At 70.5% G+C, this 26037-nt stretch carries 23 protein-coding genes; 13 read left to right on the top strand and 10 right to left on the bottom strand.

The window, feature by feature from the left end; all coding sequences use genetic code 11:
• Window positions 1-90: 90 nt before the first annotated feature.
• The 4 genes from LXT21_RS04640 to LXT21_RS04625 form a co-directional block, all read right to left on the bottom strand.
• Complete coding sequence (locus LXT21_RS04640; protein WP_254036864.1) at window positions 91-1428, bottom strand: TfuA-like protein; 1338 nt, start codon at window positions 1426-1428, stop codon at window positions 91-93.
• Complete coding sequence (locus LXT21_RS04635) at window positions 1425-2681, bottom strand: YcaO-like family protein (protein WP_254036863.1); 1257 nt, start codon at window positions 2679-2681, stop codon at window positions 1425-1427. The genes LXT21_RS04640 and LXT21_RS04635 overlap by 4 nt, the downstream gene beginning before the upstream one ends.
• The gene (locus LXT21_RS04630; RefSeq protein ID WP_254036862.1) at window positions 2681-3325 is read right to left on the bottom strand and encodes a hypothetical protein; all 645 of its coding nucleotides are present in this window, start codon (window positions 3323-3325) and stop codon (window positions 2681-2683) included. Before LXT21_RS04630 ends, LXT21_RS04635 begins: the two co-directional genes overlap by 1 nt.
• Before the next feature lie 72 nt (window positions 3326-3397).
• The gene (locus LXT21_RS04625; protein ID WP_254036861.1) at window positions 3398-6856 is read right to left on the bottom strand and encodes a serine/threonine-protein kinase; all 3459 of its coding nucleotides are present in this window, start codon (window positions 6854-6856) and stop codon (window positions 3398-3400) included.
• A gap of 306 nt (window positions 6857-7162) precedes the next feature.
• On the opposite strand from LXT21_RS04625, the gene LXT21_RS04620 reads away from it, so the two are divergent.
• Together LXT21_RS04620 and LXT21_RS04615 are read left to right on the top strand one after the other, a co-directional pair.
• Entirely contained in the window at window positions 7163-8911 is a 1749-nt protein-coding gene (locus LXT21_RS04620) for a sigma-54-dependent transcriptional regulator (RefSeq protein ID WP_074950568.1), read from the top strand.
• An 87-nt stretch (window positions 8912-8998) separates the two neighbouring features.
• The gene (locus tag LXT21_RS04615; RefSeq protein ID WP_254036860.1) at window positions 8999-9802 is read left to right on the top strand and encodes an SDR family NAD(P)-dependent oxidoreductase; all 804 of its coding nucleotides are present in this window, start codon (window positions 8999-9001) and stop codon (window positions 9800-9802) included.
• On the opposite strand, the gene LXT21_RS04610 is transcribed toward LXT21_RS04615, so the two are convergent.
• The 5 genes from LXT21_RS04610 to LXT21_RS04590 all read right to left on the bottom strand — a co-directional run bounded on the left by LXT21_RS04610 (window position 9772) and on the right by LXT21_RS04590 (window position 13787).
• Window positions 9772-10596, bottom strand: coding sequence for a biliverdin-producing heme oxygenase (locus LXT21_RS04610; protein ID WP_254036859.1), 825 nt, complete (start codon window positions 10594-10596; stop codon window positions 9772-9774). The genes LXT21_RS04615 and LXT21_RS04610 overlap by 31 nt on opposite strands.
• Entirely contained in the window at window positions 10584-10838 is a 255-nt protein-coding gene (locus LXT21_RS04605; RefSeq protein ID WP_254036858.1) for a hypothetical protein, read from the bottom strand. The genes LXT21_RS04610 and LXT21_RS04605 overlap by 13 nt, the downstream gene beginning before the upstream one ends.
• 183 nt (window positions 10839-11021) lie before the next feature.
• On the bottom strand, window positions 11022-11684 hold the full coding sequence (locus LXT21_RS04600) for a GDYXXLXY domain-containing protein (protein ID WP_254036857.1): 663 nt from the start codon (window positions 11682-11684) through the stop codon (window positions 11022-11024).
• A complete protein-coding gene (locus LXT21_RS04595; RefSeq protein ID WP_254036856.1) occupies window positions 11684-12778 on the bottom strand; it encodes a DUF4401 domain-containing protein in 1095 nt (364 codons plus the stop codon). Before LXT21_RS04595 ends, LXT21_RS04600 begins: the two co-directional genes overlap by 1 nt.
• A 1-nt stretch (window position 12779) precedes the next feature.
• Entirely contained in the window at window positions 12780-13787 is a 1008-nt protein-coding gene (locus LXT21_RS04590) for a DUF2157 domain-containing protein (RefSeq protein WP_254036855.1), read from the bottom strand.
• Window positions 13788-13962: 175 nt separating this feature from the next.
• Between LXT21_RS04590 and LXT21_RS04585 the strand changes: the two genes are divergently transcribed.
• The gene (locus LXT21_RS04585; RefSeq protein WP_254036854.1) at window positions 13963-14400 is read left to right on the top strand and encodes a tetratricopeptide repeat protein; all 438 of its coding nucleotides are present in this window, start codon (window positions 13963-13965) and stop codon (window positions 14398-14400) included.
• Window positions 14401-14529: 129 nt separating this feature from the next.
• Complete coding sequence (locus tag LXT21_RS04580; RefSeq protein ID WP_254036853.1) at window positions 14530-15828, top strand: M14 family metallopeptidase; 1299 nt, start codon at window positions 14530-14532, stop codon at window positions 15826-15828.
• 141 nt (window positions 15829-15969) lie between these two features.
• On the opposite strand, the gene LXT21_RS04575 is transcribed toward LXT21_RS04580, so the two are convergent.
• Complete coding sequence (locus LXT21_RS04575) at window positions 15970-16878, bottom strand: alpha/beta fold hydrolase (RefSeq protein WP_254036852.1); 909 nt, start codon at window positions 16876-16878, stop codon at window positions 15970-15972.
• A gap of 177 nt (window positions 16879-17055) precedes the next feature.
• On the opposite strand from LXT21_RS04575, the gene LXT21_RS04570 reads away from it, so the two are divergent.
• The 9 genes from LXT21_RS04570 to LXT21_RS04530 all read left to right on the top strand — a co-directional run bounded on the left by LXT21_RS04570 (window position 17056) and on the right by LXT21_RS04530 (window position 26017).
• A complete protein-coding gene (locus LXT21_RS04570; RefSeq protein ID WP_254036851.1) occupies window positions 17056-18045 on the top strand; it encodes an AAA family ATPase in 990 nt (329 codons plus the stop codon).
• Between the two features lie 18 nt (window positions 18046-18063).
• The gene (locus LXT21_RS04565) at window positions 18064-18945 is read left to right on the top strand and encodes a DUF58 domain-containing protein (RefSeq protein ID WP_254036850.1); all 882 of its coding nucleotides are present in this window, start codon (window positions 18064-18066) and stop codon (window positions 18943-18945) included.
• On the top strand, window positions 18942-19967 hold the full coding sequence (locus LXT21_RS04560; RefSeq protein WP_254036849.1) for a BatD family protein: 1026 nt from the start codon (window positions 18942-18944) through the stop codon (window positions 19965-19967). The genes LXT21_RS04565 and LXT21_RS04560 overlap by 4 nt, the downstream gene beginning before the upstream one ends.
• A complete protein-coding gene (locus LXT21_RS04555) occupies window positions 19942-20952 on the top strand; it encodes a vWA domain-containing protein (protein WP_254036848.1) in 1011 nt (336 codons plus the stop codon). The genes LXT21_RS04560 and LXT21_RS04555 overlap by 26 nt, the downstream gene beginning before the upstream one ends.
• On the top strand, window positions 20949-22010 hold the full coding sequence (locus tag LXT21_RS04550; RefSeq protein ID WP_254036847.1) for a VWA domain-containing protein: 1062 nt from the start codon (window positions 20949-20951) through the stop codon (window positions 22008-22010). Before LXT21_RS04555 ends, LXT21_RS04550 begins: the two co-directional genes overlap by 4 nt.
• A complete protein-coding gene (locus tag LXT21_RS04545; protein ID WP_407666957.1) occupies window positions 22007-22996 on the top strand; it encodes a tetratricopeptide repeat protein in 990 nt (329 codons plus the stop codon). Before LXT21_RS04550 ends, LXT21_RS04545 begins: the two co-directional genes overlap by 4 nt.
• On the top strand, window positions 22980-24848 hold the full coding sequence (locus LXT21_RS04540; RefSeq protein ID WP_254036846.1) for a BatD family protein: 1869 nt from the start codon (window positions 22980-22982) through the stop codon (window positions 24846-24848). Before LXT21_RS04545 ends, LXT21_RS04540 begins: the two co-directional genes overlap by 17 nt.
• On the top strand, window positions 24845-25555 hold the full coding sequence (locus LXT21_RS04535) for an SH3 domain-containing protein (protein ID WP_254036845.1): 711 nt from the start codon (window positions 24845-24847) through the stop codon (window positions 25553-25555). Before LXT21_RS04540 ends, LXT21_RS04535 begins: the two co-directional genes overlap by 4 nt.
• A 96-nt stretch (window positions 25556-25651) precedes the next feature.
• The gene (locus LXT21_RS04530) at window positions 25652-26017 is read left to right on the top strand and encodes an STAS domain-containing protein (protein WP_254036844.1); all 366 of its coding nucleotides are present in this window, start codon (window positions 25652-25654) and stop codon (window positions 26015-26017) included.
• Window positions 26018-26037: the final 20 nt, after the last annotated feature.

The raw sequence follows: 26037 nt of genomic DNA, 5'->3' as shown, positions 1-26037 counted from the left end.
CCGCCGACGTGGGCAGGCGCGCGGGGTCTAGCACGGGCTCGTGGTGAACCCGGTCATGCAAAGTTTGCGTCGGGGAGGTCCAATCGCTCTTCAGGCCGCGGCGCCCGCCTTCGTGAGCACATAGCAAAGCTCACGCAGCGCGGCCCTGCGCATGGAGGCCACGTCGGCGAAGCCCTCGTCGCGCGCAGCCTGCTCCATCTGCACGGGCACCATGCGCCCCTGGTTCTCCTCGAAGTACCAGGCCCACAGCGCGCCCTCGGTGATGCCCGCGTCCTCCAGCCTGGGCCGCGAGAGCCCCGCCGTCTCGAGCACCTGCTCCTTGTCGCGCGCACGCTCCAACAAGACGGCGTACTCACCCGTCAGCCGCAGGTGGTCGGCGAGGTGCCGCAAGACCTCCGGCTCCATGAGCGCCTCCACCCAGCGCACATGGGACTCGTCCCGCAGCAGCCGGGCGACGTCGTCCACGTGCTGCTCCGCCTTCCACAGCTCGAAGGACTCCGGCGTGAGGTGCCGCTCGTGGCTCAGCGCCTCCTTCGTCGCGTGGAGCTCCCATGCGTCCGGAACGCGCCCCACCCGCCGCGCCTCCTCCACGGCGAGTGCTCGCGCCATGCTCGCCCGCCGCGCCTCCTTCAGCCCTCCGCGCAGGCGGAGCTCATCGAGGAGCGCTTCGGTTCCCACGCCATCCGAGGTGCGTGCCGTCTGTCGAAGCGGCTGTCGCGCCGCGCGCCTTCGCGCCTCTTCCCATGCATCCGTGTGCTGGAAGGGGAAGCGGGTCTCCTTGGGCGAGAGCCCTGCCTCCACACGCGAGCGAATCGTGCGCAGCATCGCCACCGCGTCCGCGCGCTTCACATCCACGCGTCCCCGCGGCAGCCAGGCCTCGAGCGCCTCCACCTCCGCGCGAGGAAATCCCGACAGCAGCTTCGGCCACGCACGCTCCACGTAGAAGAGCGCCTTGGCGCGCTGCTCGAGCGAGGCGCGAACAGGCTCGCTCACCACTCCCGCCGCTCGTGCCGCCGCGAGCGTGGCGCGCACGTTGACCATCGCCTCGGACAGGGGACGCCAGTCGTGCTCGGCGCTCGCGTGCGCCACCGCGACCTCGTCATCGTCCTCCAGCACGCCCTGGCGGAAGTCCTCGAACACGCAGCCCACGCCCTCCATGCCGAAGGTGGCCAGCTCCGCGGCCCTCAGCGCCCCCATGCTCGAGGCCCCGAAGACATGGATGCCCTCCGACATCGCCCAGAGGATCTCCTTGTGCCAGACCGCGGGCACGTGCTCGAAGAACCCGTCGATGATACCCAGGGCCACCGGCTTCTCGCAGGCCGCGCGGTAGACATCGCCCTGCTGCGCGGGAGGCAGGTACACCGCGTCGAGCTCCCGCTTCGCCTCTTCGGCTCGCAGCGTGGGGCCGGTGAAGATGAAGACCTTCATCGCGCGCCTCCGCGCATCCGCTGGGCTCGCGGACCTGGTTGATACCCGGGCGCTTCGTGCGTCGTCTCCAACCCCGGCACCACCACCCGCACGACGGGCAACCCCAGCTCCGGCTTCGTCAGGTCCACCACCACCACCTGGCTCACGCCCACCGAGCGCACCCTCGCGAGCACCCACGCGAGGTCCTCCTCGAACGTGGCCGCGTCGTGATGCGGCGCTTGTTGGAACTCCCGCACCGCGGGCTCCTCGGCCAGCCGCTTGCGCAGTCGCTCCGCCGTCACGCCTTCGCGCGCGGCCTCGTACGCCTTGCGGTGCAGGTCATCTCTCGCGCCGCTGATGCGCGTGAGCCGACTCTGCGCGGCCTCCGTCAGGGCTCGCAGCAGGGCGACGGCTCGCGAGGGGTGACAGCCCATGCCGCCCGCCACCGCGACAGGGCGCAGCGGCTCGGGCTCCCGGTCGATGATGTAGCAGCTGAACGCGGGCACACCGATGTCGCTCGTCGTCTCCCAGACGCCCACGGCCACGCCCGCGCGCTCGTAGAGGTCCAGCACCTGCCGGCACTCGGCGTCGTCCACCGACTCCAGCTTCAGTCGCGTGGCGGCCTGGGCCTTCTCGCCGCCCGCATGCCAGAGCGCCGTCGCGTCGCGCTCCACCCCTTCACACAACCCATGCAGCATCGCCTCGAGCACGTGGTTGCCGGAGGCCAGCCCATTGCTGCTCATGAGGAACGCGCCGCTCCCCGTGGGCAGGGGCAGCGTGAAGTCCGTGTGCACCAGGTCGAAGGGCAGCCACAGCGGCCCCGAGCCCAACAGGTCCACGCCCTCCACCCAGAGCGTGCGCCAGTTGGGATGGAACAGGCTCACCGACAGTCGAGGCAGCCTGTCCACGTCGACCACGGGCGAGCGGAAGCGCAGCTCATTGTACGTGGCCAGCTTCAGGGGCAGCGTGACGTGCTCGGCGTGGTACGCCTCCACCGACTCCATCAACCCGGACGCCTTCGCCGCCGCGAGGCTCGTGCCCTTTCCCTGCGACACCGCCAGCGAGCGCGCGTTGGGCCGCGTCACCATCACCACCGGGAGGCCAATCGTGTCCAACCCCGTGACGTTGGCGACGCGGGTGATTCCCATGACGGGCATGAGCCGTTGCACACGCTCCAGCGTCTGCTCGGGCGTCATCACCCGGTGGGTCCCCTGGCGGAACTGCTTGGTCGTCCCGGGGGACGCGCTACCGGTGTCGAAGGAGAAGGGGCGCATCAAGGCTGGGGGTCGGGATTGCGGTAGACGGGGCCCTGCTCGCCGGCCTTCAGGTTCGGGCTCGGGCTGTAGCTCAGGAGGATGCTGTTGAGGTTGAGCAGGAAGCAGGTGATGGGCTCGGCGGCGTCGGACAGGTTCTCGGCCGCCGTGTTGGTGGGCGCCGCGACGTTGGCGGGCACCGGGAGGTTGGCGACCACCGTCTCGTTCTTCAACAGCGTGTCCAGGTCTCCCGTCAGGCTCTTGTCCGTGGGGGACAGCTTCTGGGCCTTCTGCCACTCCTCGGGCTTGAGCCAGTAGATGTTCCCGTCCGGCGCGTAGATGAGCAAGTCCGACTGGTCCACCGAGCACTCCACGCGCGCCTCGATGCGGGGGAACTCGGTGTCGTTGTTCCTGGGCGCGGCGACGACGGTGACGGGCTTGATGTTGTCATCCAGTCCGGAAATCTGGAGGACGTCCGGCGACGGCTGGGAGATTCCGATGGAGCCGTCGTTGCCCTCGATGCGGAAGTTCATCTTGCTCGTCACGTTCTCGGGCACGTTGGGGCTTCGCGACGGGACGCCCCACACGGAGACCTGGGTGGAGAAGCCCTCCAGCAGCGTGACGCGCTCGGGCTTGAAGAAGAAATACACATACGGGCCTGCCATGCGCACCTCGGAAACAAGGCCACGGGCCCCGAGGCCCTGGCGGGTGGAAGGAAGCACCTGCGGTCAACCGAGTTACAGATAGCAGAGCCGCCGGGCTGACTCACAGGCCTGGATGAGTGTGGTCCGCGCTTCGTCCATCCGGTCCGCGTCCGCCTGCGCCAACGCTTGCATCAACGCCTGCGTGAGGACGTCTGGCTGTCGCTGCTGGTGGCCCTCGAGCATCGCCCGGGCCTGCTCCAGCGCCTGGGGCAGTGCTCCTTCCGAGAGCTCCACGACGAGCAGGGGCCAGCGCGCGAGCCATTGGAAGGGGTACACGAGCGAGAGCGCCTGCCACAGTCGCAGCGACTCGGTGGCCGCCTGTCTCGCCGAGACGAAGTCCTGGGCACGCGAGGCCACCCAGGCCCGGGTGGCATGCGCCGCGCCCAGGTAGTCCGACATGCCGGAGCGCGTCGCCAGCTCCAGCGTGCGCTCCGTCGCCTCGCTCGCCTCCGCCACCCGCTCCCTCAAGCGGAGGATGACGGTGAGGTAGGTGAGGCAGCGCGTCTGCAACGTCACGTCTCCCTGCCGCTCGGCTCCGCGCAGGGACTCCTCCATCCAGCTCTGTGCCTCATCCAGTGCGCCATGGAAGAGCAACACCATGGCGACCACGCACCGGGCCCCCGCGTGCTCCGCTTCCCCCTCGGACTCCAGCGCCGCTTCCGCGTAGGCCCGGGCGTGGGCCACGGTCTCTGTCGATGCTCGATAGCGTTCGCTGCGCAGTTGCATCTGCACCAGCGAGTTGAAGAACCGCGCGCGCTGCAGCGGCGTGCCGTGGGCCCGCATCACCGGACGCACTCCCTCCACCAGGGCCCGCATCTCGTCGAGCTGGGCCAGCCAGTAGTGCACGGTGATGCGCTCACCCTGGAGCTGCACCCACTCGTGCCACCACGCGGCCTCCAACTGTCCGGGCGCGGAGGAGACGCTGTCGGGCATGGGTCCCAGCTCGGCCTGTGCCTGGGCATACACCCGCAGCGCTTCCTCGTTCTGATGGTGCGTCTGCAAGGACTTGCCCACCTTCCGCAGCACGTTGGCGCGACGGACACGCTGGGTTTGCTCAATCCGTGCCAGGGATTGGAGGAAGGCCTGACGCGCGTCCTGCTGGCGTCCGGTGAGCGCGAGCACCTCGCCCAGCGATTCCCAGACGACATCCAGTGCCACCTCCGGCGCGTCCAGGCCGGACGCATGCGCGTTCCCCGAGGACGCCGCGGCCTCGCGCAGCGCGGACTCGTAGAAGGAGATGGCGTCGCCATTGGCATACGCCGAGCGCGCCGCGTCCGCCGCCCGCGCGAACCAGCCGCTGGCCCGCTCGGGCACTCCCGCGCGCGACCAGTGGTGGGCAAGGCCCGCGGCCAGCGGCGTCAGGCCCGAGAGTGAAGTCTCGCCATGTGCCTCCAGGTGCTCCGCGCAGCGATGGTGCAGGGCGCGTCGTCGCGTGTCGGGGATTCGCGCGTAGGCCACCTCGCGCAGCTTGTCGTGCACGAAGCGCAGCCGGCCCCCGCCGGACTCCTCGAGCACCTGCCGACGCCGCAGCTCCTCCACGGCCTCCGCGCTCGTGCCCTCCGGCAGCGCGGTGGCGGACAAGAGCAGCTCCTCATCCAGCTCGCGCCCCAGCACCGCGGCGACCTCCGCCAGCGCGCGCCCGTGCTCGCCCAGGTCCGACAGGCGCCGCTCGATGAGCTCGGCGATGCTGCCGGGCAGGGGCAGGGGACGGCCGCCGGCGCTGCCCTGGGCCTCGAAGAGCCACTCGCCGGAGGGCGCGCGGAAGAGCAGGCCCGCGTCGATGGCGGCGCGCAGGTACTCCGCGATGAAGAAGGGATTGCCGCTCGTCTCCTGCACCAGCGCGTCGACGAAGGGCGCGGGCACCTCGCGCAGCGCGAGCATGTCGCGCACCATCTGCCCCGCGCTCCTCGCGTCCAGCCGGCCGACTTCGACGCGCACCGCGTCGGACGCGCCCACCACCTCGCGCAGGGCCTGCCCCATCTGGTCCATCCGATAGGTGCCCACGAGCAACACCGGCCGCTTCGCGAGGTGCCGCGCGTCGAGTTCCAACAGGAAGCTCAGCGTCAGCTCGTCCGCCCACTGCAAGTCATCCAGCACCAACAGCAGCGGCTGCGCCTCCGCCAGCGCGCACAGCGTGTCGCGCAGCGCCGACAACACGCGCAGGCGCGCCTCCTGCGCGGGCAGGGGAGGGGGCTCGGGCAGCTCGCGCTGACCGGGCAGCTGCGACAAGGACGGCTCGTACGCCGCGAGCACGCGTCCCCGAGGTCCGAGCAGCCGCGCCGTCTCGGCCGCGCCGCGCTCGTTGCAGCGGTCCGCCACCGCGTGCATCAGCGGACGCAGGGGCTGCAGGGGCGCGGCGTGCAGGTCCGTGCCGCCCTCGCCCATGGCCACGCACTCGCCCGTCACCACCGCCATGCGTCGCCAGCCGGCCTCCGCCGCCAGCTCCAGCGCCAGCCGCGTCTTGCCCGCGCCGCTCTCTCCGCCGAGGAAGACCCGGCCGCCGTGTCCACGGGCGGCCGCGTCGAGCGCCGCCATCAGCCGGCCCAGCTCACCGCCGCGTCCCGACAGGTCAGGCCGATACAGATAGGCGGGCGTCCGGGGCACCGCGGCGGCGCCCTCCTCGCCGTGCGCCGCGCCCAGGGCCTCGAGCGCGGACGACACGTCCTCCGCGTATCCCGGCCGCTCCTGGGGGCGCTTGGCGAGCAGCCGCAGCACCAAGGCGTCCAGCGCCGTGGGCACCCCCTCCACGCGCAGGCCCGGCGGCACGGGCGTCAGGTGCAGGTGCTGATGGGGCAGCGGCCCCTCGCGGCCGGGGACGAAGGGCGGCCGTCCCGTGAGCTGCTCGTAGAGGATGCAGCCCAGGGCGTAGAGGTCCGCCCGCGCGTCCACGTAGTCGCCCCGGAGCTGCTCCGGCGCCATGTACGTGTCGCTGCCCACCACCACGCCGCTCACGTCCAGCGTCTCCCGCCCCCGTGAGCCGCCGAAGCGCGCGGCGATGCCGAAGTCCACCAGCACCGGCGTCCCATCAGGACGCAGGAAGACGTTCTCCGGCTTGAGATCCCGGTGCACCAGCCCGTTGCCATGCAGGAACGCCAGCGCCGAGCACAGCCGCCGGGTCAGATTGAGCGTCCCCCTCAGCCGCTCGCCGTCCAGCGGCCCCGTCCCCGGCGCGGGTGTGGCCAGCCGCAGCGTCTGCCCCCGGAGCAACTCCATGGCGTACCAGGGCAGCCCCCGCGTCACGCCCTCGGCGACGATTCGCACCACGCCCGGGTGCCGGAGCCGGCGCAACGCATGGATTTCCCGACGGATGCTGGCCAACGGAACCTCCGAGGCCGCGCGCACCGTCTTCACCGCCACCCCCTCGCCCGTCTCCGGATGCTGCCCCCGGTAGACGACGCCCATGCCCCCCTGCCCGAGCACCTCGAGCAGTGTGTATGGGCCGATGGTCGCCCCCACCCCAGGCAGCGTGGGAATCCGAGAAGACTCCGTCATAAAGGGCATCGAGCATAGCGAGCCCCCCTGGCACGTCCCATCTGCGTTGCGTTGGGACGCGGCTGCGTACCAGTTGGACGCGGTTTGGGGCCTCCAAGGGTCGCATTTCGAGTCAAACCCCTGAAAAGACGTAAAATGCGTGTTTGGCATGAATCGCGCATGGGGTTTCGGCGCGGCGCCACGGGAAACCGGGTGCCCAGCCGTCAGCGAGGTTCGGGAACGCGGAAGGAGGGGCCGCTCCTTCCGCGTTCTTCATCTCCGCTACACTGCCTCCCCTCCGATGCGGCCCTTGGCGGGTACTCTCGGATGGCACCGGACGGAGGCGAGTGGATGCACGAGGAGATGCCGCAGCTCATGAGCGCGCTGCGGGGGGCGAAGGATTTCGAGACCGCGGCGACCACCACCCTCAAGCACATGTTGGCCGTGGCGCAGGACGCCGTTGCGTCCAGTCGGTACGCAGCCCGCGCCCGCGTGCTTCGCGGAATCGTCCACTTGCGCCCGGGGGAAGCCTACCGCCGCCTGGCCGCGCTGGATGTGGGCGCCACTGAGATTACGGATGCGAGTGTGGGGACCCCCTTCTTCACGTCGGCCACGGCGTGGAGGGCGGTGGTGGAGCACCGCTGCGCGGTGTCCATCGACGTCAACGTGGGCACGGTGCAGCCGCACGCGCCGGACGCCCCGGTGACGGGTGACCCGGGGCTCGCGGGGTTCCACAGCAACGAGAGCCGTCAGCGCTTCCTGGGCCGTCACGCCACGCACGTGTGCGTGCTGCCCCTGCGCACGCCGGGCGGCAGCATCGAGGGGATGATCTCCCTGGAGGCGGACTGCCTGGCCGCCATGGGGCAGGAGTTCGTCTGGCGCGAGTCCGGCGAGCGGCTCCAGCTGTTGGCGGACGTGGCGGCGCCGTACCTGGCCGGCCTGCCGCAGCGTCCGGTGGCGACTCCGGAGGTGGACGAGTACCTGCCGGTGGTGGGCCGCTCCATGGCGGAGCTGCTGCCCATCCTGCGCGTCTTCGCGCTGCAGGACGAGACCATCCTCATCAGCGGCGCGACGGGCGCGGGCAAGTCGCGGCTGGCGCGCTGGTGCCACGAGCGCTCCAACCGTCGGGGCAAGCCCTTCGAGACGTTGGACCTGGTGACGGTGCCCGAGGACCTCCAGATGGCGGAGCTCTTCGGCTGGAAGAAGGGCGCCTTCACGGGCGCGGTGCGTGACGCGCCCGGCAGCGTGGCGCGCGCGGACGGCGGCACGCTGTTCATCGACGAAATCGACAAGCTGTCGCTCAAGGCGCAGGCGGGCCTGCTGCACCTGTTGGAGTCGCGCAGCTACCGCCCGCTGGGCGAGGGCACCGGTGAGCGTCAGGCGGACGTGCGCTTCATCATCGGCACCAACGCGGACCTGCACGCCGAGGTGCGCGCGGGCCGCTTCCGCGAGGACCTCTACTACCGCGTCAACGTGTTGCCGGTGCGCATGCCCGCGCTGCAGGAGCGTCAGGACGAAATCCCGCTCTGGGCCCAGTACATGGTGAAGCGCCGCCACCGCGAGCGCTCCCCCGAGGGCAACGCGCGCGTGACGCCGGACGCGGAGCGGCTGCTCGTCGGCAGCGCGTGGCCGGGCAACCTGCGTCAGCTCGACAACATCGTCCGCCGTGCGTACACGCTGGCCATGGTGGAGCACGCCGTGTCCGGTGGTGAGCTGGTGCTCCACGAGAAGCACGTGGCGCGCGCGCTCGACTACGAGCAGGCGCCGGGTGGCAAGCCCTTGCCGGACGCGCTGAAGGCGGCGGCCCAGGCCTTCGTCGCGGAGGCGCGCCGTCGCAACGCGCCCCTGGACCTGGACCTCGCGGACGCGTTCCGTGGACTGGTGCTGGGCGTGGCCATCCGGCAGGTGGGGCGCGACGACGGCTTCAAGCTGTTGGGGCGCGAGAGCCTGGTGAAGAACCGCAACCACCACAAGGCGCTCAAGCGCGAGCTGGAAAAGGTGGAGGCGCTCTACAAGGCACTGGGGGAGGACGCCTCGCCGTTCGCGGACCTGCTCTCCGAGGACGAGGCGGCCTGAGCCGGCGCCAAGTGGCCCGCGGTACAATGCTCGCTGAGAGGAGCCGTTGCTAGCTTCCGAGAGACACGACACTCGGGGGTGAGAACAGTGAAGCTCCTCTCACAATGCGCCATCGTCACCGGTGGCGCGCAGGGAATCGGTCTGGCCGTCGCCTCGCGGCTCATGCGCGAGGGCACCCACGTGCTCGTTTTCGGACGCACGGAGACGAAGGTGGTGGAGGCGGCCGAACGTCTCAACCGCGAGGCGGAGGGCCGCGCGCGCGCCGTGCCCTTCGCCGGAGACGTGTGTCGGGTGGACGACGTCCACCGTGCCCACGAGCTCGCCACGCGCGAGCTGGGGCTGCCCGGCATCCTGGTGAACAACGCGGGCACGGTGTCGCTGTCACTGCTGATGGACCTGCCCGAGGACGAACTGGACAGGCTGTTCGCGGTGAACCTGAAGGGGCCCTTCCTCTGCCTGAAGACCTTCGCCCGCGCGCTCATCGCCCGGGGACAACCGGGCGCGGTCGTGAATGTCTCGTCGCTGTGCCAGACGGTGGTGTCGGAGGGCTTGGGGCACTACAGCGCGTCGAAGGCGGCGCTCGCCCAGCTCTCACGCGCGGCGGCGCTGGAGCTGGGGCGTCACAACATCCGCGTGAATGTCGTCGCCCCGGGCGCCACCCACACGCCCCAGGCCGCGGCCTTCATCGAGGGGCCGACGATGCACCGCGAGCTGTTGGCGCGCACGCCGCTGGGGCGCGCGCATGCCTTGGCGGACGAGGTGGCGCGGGTGGTGATGTTCCTGTGCTCCGACGACTCCGCCTGGATGACGGGCGAGAGCCTGGACGTGGACGGCGGCAACCACCTGCGCGGACTGCCCAACTACTGGGAGGCGCTGAACCCGCCCCGGTAGCCACCCGACGGCGGGGAGATTCCCGTCGCGCCCCGGGCCAGCTCGTCGCACACGAGCGCCTGGAGCCGGAAGGCCATGCGCGCCTCCTGGATGATTTCGCGCGCCTCGTCTTCTTCCAGCTCCAGGCCGTCGATGCGCGAGTGCAGCCGCACGCGCAGCGCCGTCAGCTCGCCGGGCGTGGCGGAGCCGTGGAACAGCGTGCCTCGGGAGTCCTCGAGCTCGAAGGCGCTGGCGACGATGCCCGCCCGCTCCGGCGCGGTGAACAGGTCCAACACGCACCGCGCGTAGACGTGCGCGACGAGCAGGTGCGGCGCGTCCTCGGCCACCTCGCGCAGACGCTCGGCGTGCAGGCGCGTCTCCACGCACGCGAAGGTCTCCGTGCGCGTCTCGCCGCAGAAGTACGCCAGGTCCGCCTCCAGCGCGTCCGCGCGCCGCAGCTCCGGCATCAGCAGCACGGGCGTCAGCGACGTGCGCGCGGCGTGGGGCAGCACGCTCTCGTACGTCGCGTAGAGCATGTGGAGCTGGCGCAGGTAGCTGACGTAGTGCTGGGCGCGGACGTACTGGCCATAGACGCCTTCCCACGTGCCGCCGAAGAGCGACTGGAGGAACACCGAGCGCTCGGCCTGCTCGTGGGCTCGCGCCGTGCCTTCCGTGAGCAGCACGGACAGCGGCGCGGAGGTGGGGGCCACCGGCTGGAGGGCCTCCGCCTCGCTCTCGCTCAGCCGACGCACGCGCGCGGACTGCTCGTTGCGCGGCAGACGCAACGTCCCCGTGGTGCCGCTCACTGCTTCCACCCGCCGAACGTCGGGGACTGCATCGACGGCGCGCTCTCCGCGTCGTCCGCGTGCGAGCGCTCGGGCTCATCCAGGTTGTGCACCGCCTCGACCAGCGTCATGCCGATGGCGCGCAGCACTTCCTCTTCGACACGAATCGTCACCGGCCCCATCGCCAGATGGATGTGACCACAGGTGCAACGCGTCACCTCGGCGCATGGCCCCCGCGCGAGCACCCTCTTGCCGCATCCCTGACCGAGCATCGCGTGTCTCCTTCTTGATGATTTTGATTTTGATTATCGAAATCAACATGATGATGCGCGAAACCCGCTCGGGAGTCAATCCCGAGGGGGACGGGGCGACAGCGGGGATGCGGCGCAAGCCCCGCGCGGGTTGGTGGATGATGCGCAGGCTGCGCCGTTGTCGGGAGGCAGCCCTCGGGAGGGTTACTCGATGACAGCGGGCGACGCGTCGGCGGGAGCGCCGACGTGGGTGGCCGCGTCGGCCTCGGTGGGGCTGTCGATGGTCGGCGCATCGACCGTGGTGGGCGCATCGATGATGGAGTTCGCATCGACGTCGTCGGGAGTGTCGGTAATGGCCGTCGCGTCGACGTCTTCCGCGGAGTCGGCGCCAAGCGGCTGCCGTTCCTTGTCGCGCAGGCCCGCGAGGACGCTGTTGCCGTTGTCGGCGGTCTTCAGCTCCGCGTAGCGCGCGCGCTGGTATCGCCCGGCGTGGCCCTCCTGGAAGAAGAAGGACTCCGCGCCCAGTCGGAAGCGGCTGTCCCGGATGCGGTAGCGCAGCCTGTGCTCGTCAGGCGCCAGCGGGACATCGGGCGAGTCCATGCGCGCGAAGGTCCCCACACCATCGCCATCAAGCTTCAACACGAGCACGCCGTCGTGGGGAAACGACTCGCGCTTGTCGTTGAGGTCCCGGGTGAGTGCGTAGTCGAGCACCATGTAATCGCCCTGCATCAGCGAGCGCGGGTCCCTGGGCGCGAGCTCCAGCAGGATGCCCTTGCCGGTGGAGAGCACTCGCTCCTTCTGGACGACGAGGCCCAGCGGCACGGCGAGCGCGAGCAGCAATCCGACGAAGAAGAGGGTCGAGCGCATCAGCGTGCCTCCACGGTGGACGGCGTCTGGGGAAAGCGGCGCGAGAGGAAGAGTCGGAGGCCGAGCAGGATGACCCCGCTGCCCATGAGCGCGAGCGCCTTGGCGAGCAAGGTGACGCTCATGTCGTAGTAGTACCAGGTGCCCGAGGCGAGCAGGAACGCAGTGGCGATGCCCACCATCAGGCTGCTGCGCCGATGGAAGCCGAGCACCAAGAGGCCCACCGAGGTGATGACCGCAGGGGTTTGAGCGGTGAGGACGGCGACGAGCGTGAGCGCGGCGAAGACGGCCGCGCCTTGGGGGCCCGAGGGCGGCAGGTCGTGCTCCCTCATGACCTGCCACGCCGTGACGAGGGTGAGCGCGGTGAGGCCCAGTGTGAGCAGGGGCATTGGCAGCGACTCATGCAGGTCGGGGGTGAGGAGGAAATGCGAAACGCGCGTGACCATCGCGGCGGGTAGACCGCAGGCGAGCCCGAAAGCGACGGGGCCGACGAGGTCACCGAGCCTGCCCGTTCTCAGCCGTGCCTGGTGGAGGAAGAGCCAGTAGAGGAGCGCAGCGCACGCGAGGATGCACAGGTCCATCCCCGGGCCCGGCACCAGCTCCATCAGGAGGTAGAAGCTTGCCCCTGCCGCGCCGAGCGTGGCGAGGAAGCGCAGCGTGGCGTCCGGATAGACGAAGAGCAGGGCCAGGCTGATGACGAGGAGGGCTCCGACACCGGCGAGGTCCGAGCCGAAATGAGCGACCCCGGTCGCTGCCATGCCCACGCCAGCCAGCGTCACCGCGAGCGTGAGCTGCTCGAGGAACACGCCCTGGATGGTGCGTCGGAGCGCGACGGCGGCGATGACGAGGACGAGGCCGACCCCCGAGAAGACCTCCTCTTCCTTCCAGAGTCCCACGCAGACGAAGAAGCTCACCAGGAAGATCGCGGACAGCCAGGCGCCGAAGGCGGCGAAGGCCTTCACGAACCAGGGCGAGGCGGTGCTGGTGCGCTGGTGCACCTCGAGCGTCGCGCGGGCGCGGGCCTCGGCGAGCTCATCGACCTGACCTTCGCTTCGCAGACCCTCGAGGACCTGTTGGATGGACGGGCGCAGGGACATGTCAGGACTCCTCGGAGGCGCCCGTGGCGCGGGCCTCGGCGCGCAGCCAACTGACGGCGATGGCCACCTGGATGATGATGAAGATGGGGAGGATGAAGAGTCCCAGCTCGTCCTTCGTGCCCTCGAACACCACGCGGCCCAGGCCCGTCGTCACGAGCGTCATCACCGAGAGCGCACCGAGGGTGAGCAGGAACAGCTCGCCGCGCAGGTGCCGGTGGAGCGCGTACTCCGCGGCGAAGGTCCCGAGGAGCAGCACCAGGGCGGTGAGCCCGCTGAGTCCCACCTCGTCGGGGATGATGATGAACGACGTGCCGACGGCAAGCAGGGGCAGCACGCCCATCGTCGCGAGGACGCGAGGCAGCCAGCGCCCCTGGAGCCAGGAGACGCCCCGGTTGGCGAAGTGTTCGTGGGTGGCCCACGCCAGGCCATTGAGCAACCCGAGCACCACGGCGAGCCAGCCCTTCGCGTCGTCGCCACCGCCGAGGACCTGGTCCTGGAAGAGCGCGATGCCGGTGTTCGCGAGCACGAGGAGGAGCAGCCACAGGGGCGCGAAGCGCGCCGCGAGCACCCAGGGCAGGATGAGCGCGGCCCAGCCGACGAACAGCTCGAACGCGTCCGCGCCCGTTTGATACGCCTGTCCGTAGACGGCGAGCATCGCGCCGACGAGGACCGCCGAGGCGAACAGGCTGCACTGTCCGGCGAGCGTGTCGCCGAGTCTGCGCGAGAGCAGCGCGGTGCCGAGGATGCCGACGCCGATGAGCCCCAGCTTGGCGAAGCGGTGCATCTCCGCCCAGTTGTAGGCGAAGAAGTAGATGACGCCGGAGAGCAGCAGCAGCGCGCCGAGGCCGAGCAGCACGGTGGACACGAAGCGCCGCCACGCGTCGGGCGTCGGAGAGGCCGTGGAGAGGGCGAGCGCGCGCTCCAGGGCTTCGGGAGGAATGACGCGGGCCTCGGTGAGCGCGCGCAGTCGCTCGGGTGTCGCATCGAGTTCGAGCAGGTCTTTCGGCACGCTCCGCAGTCTATCCAAGAGTCGTACCCATCCGGGGGCTCTCCTCGGCACAAGGCGCGGGGACACGCGGTGGGATGGCCGCCTGCCCACGGGTTGTGCAGCGCGCTGCACACCGGGAAGGGTGGTATACGCAGTCGCGCACGGCGGTGCTCGCCGGCGGTGAGGTGAGGTCCGCATGCCCGAGATTCCGGACGAGGTCCACGAGCGCATCCAGGCGCTCTGCGCCGAGGGAGATGAGCTCGCGGAGAAGGGAGACCTCGCCGCGGCGCTGCGGTCCTTCAAGTCCGCCTTCCAGCTCATCCCCGAGCCATGGATGGAGTACGAGGCGACCACGTGGGTCTGCACGGCCATCGGCGACACGCTCTTCCAGATGGGAGAGTTCTCGCGAGCACGCGCCGCGCTCAAGGACGCCGTCCACGCGCCCGATGGCCTGGGCAACCCGTTCATCCACCTGCGGCTGGGACAGTGCGAGTTCGAGCTCGGAGACATGCGGCGCGCCGGTGATGAACTGGCGCGGGCCTTCATGGGCGCGGACAAGGAGATCTTCGAGCAGGAGGACCCGAAGTACCTGCGCTTCCTCGAAACACTGCTGCACCCTGCCCAGAAGTCCTGAGGGCTCCAGGAACCGGAGCGCGCCATGGTCCAGGGTGGACGCAGTCGTCTGCTTCGTGTCGTCGTCTGTTGTTGGGGGCTGGTGCCCGCACCGGCCCTCGCTCGAACCGCGCAGTCCGTGGCCTCGCCCATGTCCACCTCTCCGGTCGTCCTCGTCCCCGAACCCCACGCGCTCGCGGAGCGGTGGGACCAGGTCCATCTCGAGTCGCTCCCGGTGGCGCCGCTCGTCCGGCACGCCGACGTGGCGCGGCACCTGAAGGACTTGAAGGCGCGTTCACCTGACTTCTTCCGGCTCGAAGTGGTGGGGCACTCGGTGGAGGGGCGCGCGCTCCACCATGTCGCGCTGGGTACGGGCTCGCGTCACGTCCTGCTCTGGTCGCAGATGCACGGGGATGAGCCCACGGCGACCACCGCGCTGTTGGACCTGCTCGAGTACCTGAGGACACACCGGGACGAACCCTGGGTGGCGAGGCTGCTGTCCTCGCTCACGCTCCACGCGGTGCCCATGCTCAACCCGGATGGCGCCGAGCGCTTCCAGCGCCGCAACGCGCAGGGCATCGACATCAACCGCGACGCGCTCGCGCTCCAGACGCCCGAGGCGAGGACGCTCAAGAAGCTGCGCGACGAGCTCCAGCCGTTCATCGGTTTCAACCTGCACAACCAGGGCTGGCGTCACGGGGTAGGGGACACGGGCCGGCCCGCGTCCATCTCCGTGCTCGCGGCCGCGTTCGACAAGGCGCGGAGCGACAACCCCGGGCGTCTGCTCGCGAAGAAGGTCTGCGCGGTGATTCGCGACGCGGTGGAGCCGCTCGCGCCTGGACAGGTGGGGCGCTACGACGACAGCTTCGAGTCGCGGGCCTTCGGCGACAACATGACGCGCTGGGGGACACCCTCGGTGCTCATCGAGACGGGGGCGTGGACCTCATTGCCGCCGGACGAGCCCCTGGTGCGGCTCAACTTCGTCGCATTGGCCACGGCGTTGGACGCGCTCGCGAGTGGCCGGGCCGAGTCGGCGGAGGTCTCGCGCTACGAGTCCATCCCCCAGAACGAGAGCTCCGGCGTCGTCCATCTGTTGCTCCAGGGCATCGGCCTGTTCGGCGCGGATGGCAAGCCCTTCACCGGCGACGTGGGCATCGCCGTCAACCGGGCCGTGCGCGCCAAGGGCAAGAAGCCCGTGTTGGCGCACGTGGGGAAGATTGAAGAGCTGGGAGATCTGCGCGTCCTCGGCGCCGTCGAGACGGTGGACGGCGCGGGTCTGTTCGCGGTGCCACTGTCCGGCAAGGGCGCGAAGCCGGGTGATACCGTTCGACTCACGCAGCCCGCACGTCAGTCGTTGTCCCTGGGCCAGCGCGGGGACCTGATGCTCCTCCGGCCGTTGGACGCAACGGACACGTACCGCATCGAGCGCATCATCCGCTTCGACCCGTGAGCCGCGAGGCATCGCTCCGACGGTGCCTCGCGGGTCCGTGTCGCCGGAGGTCGTCGCTCGCTTCATGCGAATCCTCCGTTTCGTCCACGCCATGTCGCGGAGTCCCAGGCGCATCCTCCGCATTGATTCGCGTGTGGCGCGCTACGGCTGACCCTGCGCGGCCAGGAAGGACTTCAGCTCGGGGAGCACGCGCTCCGGACGCTCCTGATGGGGACTGTGGCCCGCGTCCACGCGCACCAGCCGCGCATTCGGGAAGCGCCGGGACGCCTCCTCGGCGAGTGACAGGGGCAGCACCTCCTCCCGCTCACCCCAGACGAGCAGCACCGGCGCCGTGATTCCATCGAGCCGCTCCCGACGGTGGAACACCGGCCCCATCAGCGGCACCAGGCTGTCGAAGGCCCGCGCGGCTTCATCGTGCCCACCCGGCGCCGACATCAGCTCGTAGTCGAGCGCGCCCAGCCGTTCCCCCAGCGGCGTCGGCGCGGGGGGCATCATCCGAGCCCAGGCCCACGGCCCCAACGAGCGCGCCAGCCGCTCCGGTCCCGCGCGGAAGAAGGCCCGAGCCTTGCGCGCCATGTCCGGCCCCAGCCCCATCGCGTCCACCAGCACCAACCGCTCCACCGGCACACGCGCGCGCAGCGCCAGCTCCACCCCCACCAGCCCGCCCAGCGAGTGGCCCACCACGGACACGGGCCCCGGGGCGAGCTGTTCGAGCAGCGCCTCCACGGGGGCGGTGAAGAACCCCACTCCCTCCTCCGCCGAGCGGACGGGCCCCTCGGTCGGCGAGGACATCCCGAAGCCGGGCAGGTCCACCGCGAGCACCCGGTGCCCCCGCGAGAGCGCCGTCAGGTACGCGAACCATGTGGAGGCCGCCCCGCCGCGCCCGTGCAGGAGCACCACCGTGGGCCCCTGGCCCCCCTCCAGCACCCGCAGCGCTCCCCCTCCGGGCAGCCAGTGCACCGTGGCCGTCACCGCCGGGGCCAGCTGGGCCAACAGCCCCGCCTCCACGGCCCCCGCCGAGGGCGCCTGGGCCCAGGCCGAGCGCTTCATGGCCGCGAGTCCCCGGAAATTCGCGAGGTGGGACGAGAACTGGGGGACAATGGGGCCATGGACACGGTCCTCGGGGACAAGGGGACCCAACTTACTGGAATGCCCGGCCTTCTGCGGTGTTGAGCCCGATACCCGGTCAACCCTAGGCTGCCCGCCGCCAGTCTCATCCGAGGCGTCATGAACACGGACATCCGCGCGCTCACCGAACGCGTGCAGCAGGAAAGCAGCTTCGTCGAGGTCCTCAACCAGGAAACCGGCAAGGTCATCGTCGGCCAGCGCTACATGCTGGAGCGCATCCTCATCGGCCTGTTGTGCAACGGCCACGTGCTCCTGGAGGGCGTGCCCGGCCTCGCCAAGACGCTCACCGTGCGCACGGTGGCCGACGCGCTCAGCGCCACGTTCATGCGCATCCAGTTCACCCCCGACCTGCTGCCCGCGGACGTCGTGGGCACGATGATCTACAACCAGCAGGCCGCGAACTTCACCGTTCGCAAGGGCCCCATCTTCGCGAACATCGTCCTCGCGGACGAAATCAACCGCGCCCCCGCCAAGGTGCAGTCCGCGCTGCTGGAGGCCATGGCCGAGCGCCAGGTCACCATCGGCGACCAGACCTTCGGGTTGCCCTCGCCGTTCCTCGTGCTGGCCACGCAGAACCCCATCGAGCAGGAGGGCACCTACCCGCTGCCCGAGGCCCAGGTGGACCGCTTCATGCTCAAGGTGAAGGTGGGCTACCCGACGCGGGATGAGGAGAAGATCATCATGGACCGCATGTCCGGAGGCTCCTCGCCCCGGGCCCAGCGCGTCGTCGCGGTGGAGCACCTGGTGCGCGCCCGCGAGCTCGTCCACCACATCTACATGGACGAGAAGGTGAAGGAGTACATCCTCAACGTCGTCTTCGCCACGCGCGAGCCGGGCAAGTACGGCCTCAAGGATTTGGCCGACTACATCCAGTTCGGCGCCTCGCCGCGCGCCACCATCTCCCTGGCCCAGGCCGCTCGCGCGCATGCCTTCCTGCGCCACCGCGCCTTCGTCACGCCCGAGGACGTGAAGGCCATCGCCTTCGACGTGCTCCGCCACCGCGTGGCGATGACGTACGAGGCCGAGGCCGAGGACCTCACGCCGGAGAAGATCATCCAGCGGGTGTTCGACCGCGTCGAAGTGCCCTGACCTCCCGCCGAGCGCCCCGTGCTGCCCAAGGACCTCATCCGCCGCATCCGCAAGCTGGAGATTCGCACCCGCAAGGTGGTCTCCGACATGCTCGCGGGCCAGTACCACTCGGTCTTCAAGGGCCGGGGCATGGCCTTCTCCGAGGTGCGGCAGTACCAGCCCGGCGACGAGATTCGCATCATCGACTGGAACGTCACCGCGCGCATGAACGAGGCCTACGTCAAGGTCTTCACCGAGGAGCGCGAGCTCACGGTGATGCTCCTGGTCGACGTGTCCGCCTCCAAGGAGTTCGGCTCGAAGGAGCGCACCAAGGCGGAGATCGCCGCCGAGGTCGCCGCGCAGATCGCCTTCAGCGCCATCGCCAACAATGACCGGGTGGGGCTCATCCTCTTCTCGGACCGGGTGGAGAAGGTGGTGCCGCCGCGCAAGGGCCGCACGCACGTGCTCCGGCTGGTGAGCGACATCCTCACCTTCCAGCCCCAGGGCAAGGGCACGAACCTGTCGGCGGGGCTGACGTACCTGACGCAGGTGGCGAAGCGGAAGGCCGTCACCTTCCTCGTCTCCGACTTCCAGGCGCGCGACTACGAGAAGCCGCTGCGGCTGGTGGGGCGCAAGCACGACCTGGTCCCCGTCGTGGTGGAGGACCCGCTGGAGGAGGCCTTCCCGCGCCTGGGGCTGGTGGAGATGGAGGACCCGGAGACCGGAGACCGCTTCGTCGTGGACACGAGCGACCCGCGCGTGCGGGGCCGCTACGCGCGCGCCATGCAGGCCGCTCGCGACGAGCGCCGCAAGCTCTTCAAGAAGCTGGAGCTGGACCACGTGGAGCTGCGCGCCGGAGACGACCACGGCAAGGCGCTCGCGCAGTTCTTCCGCGCGCGGGCCCGGAGGATGGCGGCATGAGCCGGTGGATGGCGCGCATCGGGATGGTGCTGTGCGTGGGCGTGCTGACGCTCGCGTCGTCGGCCGGGGCCCAGGCTCCGAAGGGGACTCCGCCCGCGAGCCCGCCCGGGGCTCCCACGCACGAACAGACGCAGCCGCTGGACGTGTCGGTGCGCGTGGACCCGCAGCAGGTGCGCATCGGCGACCCGTTCACGTACCACGTGGTGCTCACCCACCCGAAGGACCACCGCTACGAACTGGCGGTGCCCAAGGAGACGGGTGACTTCGAGTTCCTGGACCAGACGCGCCAGCGGCAGGACGGCGCGGACTCGGCCACCACCACGTTCGCGGTGCGCATGTCGGCCTTCGCGCTGGGGACGGTGCAGGTGCCCGCGCTCGCGTTCGACGTGGCCACGCCGGAGGGCCCTCGCCAGTACTCGCTGCCGGGCCGGCAGATTGAAGTGACGTCCACGCTGCCGCCGGAGGCGGAGGGGCAGGGCGCGGACCTGTTCGACATCCAGCCGCCGCAGGAGGTGCCCATCCGCTCGTGGCGGCTGGTGCTGGCGCTGCTGGGCGCGCTCGCGGCGGGCCTGTTGGCGTGGGCGCTCATCCGCTGGTGGAGGAACCGCCCCAAGCACGTGTTCGTGCCGCCCCCGCTGCCGCTGGACGTGCGCACGCGCAAGGCGCTGGACACGCTCAAGACGGAGAACCTGCCCGCTCGCGGCCTCGTGAAGGACCACTACTTCCGCCTGTCCGAAATCGTCCGGGGCTACCTGGGCGAGCGCTATGGCTTCGAGGCGTTGGAGTGCACCAGCTCCGAGCTGATGTCCTCGCTGCGCCGCCTGGCCCCGCCGGGACTTCCCGAGGACAAGCTCATGCGCTTCGTGTCCGAGTCGGACATGGTGAAGTACGCGCGGGCGGACGCCACGCCCGAGAGCTGTCGTGACGCGCTCCTGTTCGGCTACGAGCTCGTCGACAAGACCTACGTTCCGCCCCAGCCGATTCAAGCTCCCGACAATGCCGCCGCTCCCCGCGTTCAATAACCCCGAGGCGCTCTGGGGGCTGCTGCTCGTCCCGCTCCTCTTGGTGCAGGCCTGGCGGGAGCGTCGCGCTCGCGCGCCCCTGCGCTTCTCCGCGGCGCACGTGTTCGCCAAGAGCGGCAAGGGCCTGCGCACGTACATGCTGCCGCTCTTGCCTCTGTTGCGCGTGGTGGCGGTGACGGCGGCGGTGCTCGCCATCGCCCGGCCCCAGGTGCGCGACTCGCGCGTGCGCGACCTGTCGGTGGAGGGCATCGACATCGTGGTGGCGTTGGACTTGTCCACCTCCATGGAGGCCGGCGACTTCCGTCCGCAGAACCGCCTGCACGTGGCCAAGGAGGTGCTCACCGAGTTCATCGCCAACCGCGTGAATGACCGCATCGGCCTGGTGGTCTTCGCGGGCGCGGCGTACACGCAGGCGCCGCTCACGCTGGACTACGGCGTGCTGAAGGAGGTCATCAAGCAACTGCGCACCCGCGTGCTGGAGGACGGCACGGCGATTGGTGACGCGCTGGCCACCTCGCTCAACCGCCTGCGCGACTCGGAGGCGAAGAGCCGCGTGGTGGTGCTGATTACGGACGGCGACAACAACGCGGGGAAGCTGTCGCCCATGGACTCCGCGAACATGGCGCAGGCGCTCCACGTGCCCATCTACACCATCCTGGTGGGCAAGGGCGGCAAGGTGCCCTTCCCGCAGGGCACGGACCTGTTTGGCAACACCGTGTGGCGCGAGACGGAGATTCCCATCAACCCGGAGCTGATGCAGGACATCGCGGACCGCACGGGCGGCGAGTACTACCGCGCGACGGACCCGGAGGGCCTGAGGCGCGGCCTGCAGAAGGTGCTCGATTCGTTGGAGCGCTCCAAGCTGATGGAGGGCGGCGCGTCCGCCACCTACCGCGAGGAGTTCCACCCGTTCCTCCTGGCCGCCTTCGGCCTGCTCGCCCTGGAGCTGCTCCTGCGCTCCACCTTCCTGAGGGTCTTCCCGTGACGCCCGTGGAACCCTGGCGCTTCACCGTGCTCGGTTATCAGGCGGGACTGGCCCAGCCGGTGTTCCTCGGCCTGGTGCTGGTGGGGGCCCTGCTGGGCTTGCTCGCGCTCATGCTGTCGTTGCGGCGCCGCTCGCGCGTGCGCGCGGTGCTGCATGAGCGCCACGCCGAGCGCTTCACGGCGGGCATCTCCGTGTGGCGTCCGGCCACGCAGGGCGGGCTGTACGGCCTGGGGCTCATGCTGTTCGGCTTCGCGCTGGCGCAGCCGCAGTGTGGAACGAAGAGCGAGTTGACCAAGCGGCGCGGCATCGACGTGGTGGTGGCGCTGGATGCGTCCAAGTCCATGCTCGCGCGCGACGTGCAGCCCAGCCGGCTGGAGCGCGCCAAACTGGAGCTGACGACGCTGCTCGACGAGCTCAAGGGCGACCGCGTGGGCCTGGTGGTCTTCGCGGGGGATGCGTTCATCCAGTCGCCGCTGACGTCGGACTACTCGGCGGTGAAGCTGTTCCTGCGCGCGGTGGACCCGGAGGTGATGCCCCAGGGCGGCACCAACGTGGGCTCGGCGCTCCGGCTGGCCAAGCAGGTGCTGGACAACGCGGACCGCGGCTCGAAGGAGCGCGTGGTGGTGCTCTTGTCGGACGGCGAGGACCTGGTCGGCGAGGTGGGCGAGGCCAGCGACGCGCTGAAGGAAGCGGGCGTGCAGGTGCTGACGGTGGGCGTGGGCTCCGAGTCCGGCGAGCCCATCCCCGTGTACGACAGGCGCGGCGAGTTCGTGGACTACAAGAAGGACGGCGCGGGCGAGACGGTGATTACCCGCCTGGACCGCGCGGGGCTGACGGCCATCGCGGAGGCCACGGGGGGCGCGTTCTTCTTCCAGCCGCGCGGCGTGGCCATGGGGCAGGTGGTGGAGCGCATCGACCAGATGCAGAAGAGTGAGCTGGAGAGCCGGGTGACGGTCCGCTACGACGAGCGCTTCCAGACCTTCGCGGTGCCCGGGTTGGTGCTGCTCGTGTTGGGCATGGTGCTCTTGCCGTCCACGCGCCGGAGGTCGACGCCATGAGCGCGCGGCTCTCACGGTGGATGGGGCTTGCGTGCGTGCTGGTGCTGCCGTGGACGGCGCTCGGCGCGGGGCCGCTGGAGCGCGACCATCCGATGGTCCAGAAGGGGCGTGAGGCGTACCTCGCGGGCAACTACGAGGAGGCGCTGAAGGCCTTCGAGGAGGCGAAGAAGGAGCGTCCGCACGACCCGACGGTGGACTTCAACCGGGGCGACGCGCTGGCGAAGCTGGGCCGGGTGAAGGACGCGCAGGAGGTGTTCCGCGGCGTGACGGAGTCCAACCGGCCCGACCTGCGACAGAAGGCCTGGTACAACCTGGGCAACCTCGCGGCCACGACGGGGGACCGGGTGGAGGCGCTGAAGTCCTACCGACGCGCGCTGACCCTGGACCCGCAGGACATCCAGGCCCGGCACAACTACGAGGTGGTGCTGCGCAACCTGCCTCCGCCGCAGGACAACTCGGCGGATGGAGGAACGGACGGTGGGGGAGACTCCGGGACGGATGGCGGGCGACCGGATGGTGGCGAGGATGGCGGCACCAAGGCGGACGGCGGCGCGCCGGTGGACGGCGGCACCGACGGCGGCGCGGATGGTGGCACCGACGGCGGGATGGAGGACGGAGGCAGTGACGGCGGCGCGGATGGCGGCGGCGACGGTGGCGCGGACGGCGGAGGGGACGGCGGCGCGGATGGCGGCGACGGCGGCGACCAGGGGCCTCCTCAGAAGGGGGATGGCGGCAGCGACGGTGGCGCGGATGGCGGCGACGATGACGGAGATGGCGACCCGGGAGATGGCGGGACGGATGGCGGCAGCGAGTCGGAGGGTGACTCGGAGTCGTCGGGCGCGGATGCGGGCGTGAGCCCGTCGGACCTGGACCAGCAGGAGGCGGAGCGCCTGTTGGATGCGATGAAGCAGAACGAGAAGAATCTCCAGCTCTGGCGTTTCCAGCAGAAGAAGAAGCAGAGGAAGCCCAATGAGAAGGACTGGTAGCTTCGGCGCCGGGGTGGTGTTGGCCGTGCTGGCCCTGCTGGTCTCGGGGCCGGCGTGGGCGGCGGGCCTCGAGTTCTACCAGACGGTGGACCGGACCGAGGTCGGCAGCGAGGACACCTTCCGCCTCACGGTGGTGACGGCGGACGCGCCCCCGGACGCCAAGGTCCGGCTGCCGCAGTCGGACGACTTCGAGGTGCTCAACAGCTCGCGCAGCACCCAGCGCTCGGTGTCGTGGTCCGGCGGTGGTCCCGCCAACATCCAGGAGGTCACCAAGTACGTGATGACGCTCCGGGCGAACCGGACGGGGAAGCTGACGATTCCGCCCGCGGAGATGACGGCGGGAGGCAAGACGCACCGCACGGACTCGGTGCAGCTGGTGGTGATGCCGGGGAAGCTGGGGTCCGCGCCCGCGCAGTCGGGACGCAATCCGCAGCGGCTGCCGGACCCGTTCGCCAACTTCCCCTCGCGCCTGCCGGACCCGTTCGCCAACGACGAGGATGAGGACACGCCGAGCATCCCGCGCGGCGACTCGGACCTGTTCCTGCGCGCGAGCCTGGACCGGGACCAGGTCTACGTGGGCGAGCAGGTGACGCTGTCGCTCTACATCTACTCGCGCGTGGACCTGACCAGCGTGGACGCCGTCACGATGCCCAAGCTGGAGGGCTTCTGGACGGAGGAGGTGGAGAGCCCCACGCAGCTGTCGGGTGAGCAGAAGGTGGTCGATGGCGTGCCGTACCGCGCCTATCTCCTGCGCCGCCGCGCGCTCTTCCCGGTGAAGGCCGGCTCGCTGGCCATCTCCCCGGCGGAGGCGGACATCACCACGGGCTTCCTCTTCGCGGGCCACCGCGTGCACCGCGTGTCCAACGGGCTCAAGGTGAAGGTGTCGCCGTTGCCGCCCGGTGCGCCGCCGGGGATGTCCAATGCGAACGTGGGCGCGTGGCGGCTGTCCACGGACGTGTCGACGACGCGCGTGGAGCTGGGCCAGCCCGTCACGGTGAAGGTCATCCTGGAGGGCACGGGCAACGTGAAGAACGTCACCCCGCCGAAGCTCACGGGCCCCTCCGCGCTGAAAATCTATGACCCCACGACGACGGACAAGGTGGCGCCGCAGCGCAACAAGGTGCAGGGCCGCCGCGTGGTGGAGTACCTGGTGATGCCGCAGCGCACGGGCACCTTCACGCTGCCCGCGTTGGAGTTCCCCTTCTTCGACGCGCGCGCCCGCTCCTACGAGGTGGCGCGCACCGAACCCATCACCCTCACGGTGGAGTCCGCGGCGGGCAGCCCCACGTCGCTGCCCACGACCTCCGGGCAGGTGGCGGACGCCGCCAACGAGCAGAAGAACGTGCTGACGGCGGGAGGCCTCAGGCCGGTGCGCTACCAGGCGCGCTTCGTGGCGCCGTCCGAGCCGCCGTGGAAGCGTGGCTTCTTCGTCCCGGTGGTGCTCGCGCCGCTGGGGTTGCTCGCGGGCGTGGCGCTCATCGGCGGGCTGCGTGGCCGGCTGGCGACGCGCACCGAGTCGGACAAGAGCCGTCAGCAGGCGAAGGCCGCGCGCAAGCGACTGGTGGAGGCGGAGAAGCTCCAGGCGGGCGCGGACGCGGGGGCCTTCTACGCCGAGGTGGAGAAGGCGCTGCAGGGCTTCCTGGGCGCGCGGCTGGGCGGGCCCGTCATCGGCCTCACCCGGGAGGTCATCGGCGAGCGCATGAAGGCGGCGGGCGTGGCGGACGAGCGCCGCGCTCAGGTGCTGTACGTGCTGGAGGCGTGTGATTTGGGCCGCTACGGCGGCGGTGGTGACGCGGCGGCGCGGCAGAAGGTGATGGACGCGGCGGTCGCGGCCATGGAGGGCTGGGCGTGAGCGGCTACTACTCGCCGGAAGAGGCGCAGGACGTCTTCCTCAAGGCCAACGAGGCCTACGCGCGCGAGGACTACGCCGCCGCGCAGGAGGGCTACGAGAAGCTCCTGTCCCGAGGCCACGGTGGGGCGGACGTCCTTTACAACCTGGGCACCACGCACCTGGCGCGTGGCGACCTGGGCCGGGCGGTGCTCTCGCTGGAGCAGGCTCGCAAGCAGGGGGGCCGCGCGCCGGACCTGGAGGCCAACCTGGCCGTGGCCCGCGCCCGGCAGGTGGACAAGGTGGTGGGTGCCACGGCGGAGGAGGAGTTCCTGCCGCGCGTGACGGCGGCCACGGATGGCAACATGGTGGCGTGGACCTTCCTGGGCACGTGGGTGGGCGCGCTGTTGCTCGTGTTGGTGTGGCGGTGGCTCGCGCCAGGACGTCGCGCGGTGGTGGGCATCCTGGCCGCGCTGCTGTTCGCGGTGGCCCTCCCCTCGGGCGTCCTGCTGGCCGCGCACGCGTACGTGGATGACACGGTGCATGAAGCGGTGGTGCTGTCGCCCACCCTGGTGGCGCGGGAGCTGCCGCAGCCCGGCGCGCGCTCCATCTTCGAGGTGCATGCGGGCCTGAAGGTGCGCCTGCTGGAGGAGACGGGGCGCTTCGTGCGCATCCGGTTGCCCAACGGCCTGGAGGGCTGGGCCGAGCGCGAGGGCGTCGCGGAAATCTGAACGACGCGGCTTCCTGGAAGGAGCCTGGATGCCGGTGCTCCACCGGGAGTAGACTGCCCCAAGGGAAGTCAGGTTTTCCTTGGAGGTCGGTGCCCAGTGTTCGAGGTCGAGGTCCAGGTCGGCAAGAACCGGCTGGTGGTGCGCATCTGGGGAGACGTCGACAAGGAAGAGGCCCAGCGCGTCGGTGACGCCGCGGTGAGTGCCATCGACCGGATGCGTCCGCGGTTCGACCTGCTGTCGGACCTCAAGGGCGTGACGTCCTTGGACTACGAGGGCACGGTGCACCTGCGGCGCATCATGGAGGCCGCGAAGGCGCGAGGTTTCCGTCGGGTGGTGCGGGTGGTGGGGCGCTCGGTGGAGGCGGCGCTGCACTTCGAACGGACCAGCCGCGAGATGGGCTACGACGCCTATCTGGCCTTCTCGTTGGAGGAGGCGGAGCGGCTGTTGGACGGCGGTCCCTGAGTGGCGCGGTGCCCGGCAGG

Origin of the sequence: Myxococcus guangdongensis, assembly GCF_024198255.1 — a bacterium.
Lineage (GTDB): Bacteria > Myxococcota > Myxococcia > Myxococcales > Myxococcaceae > Myxococcus > Myxococcus guangdongensis.
Note: the sequence above shows the minus strand (reverse complement) of the source record. Positions and strands in the feature narration are given on the sequence as shown.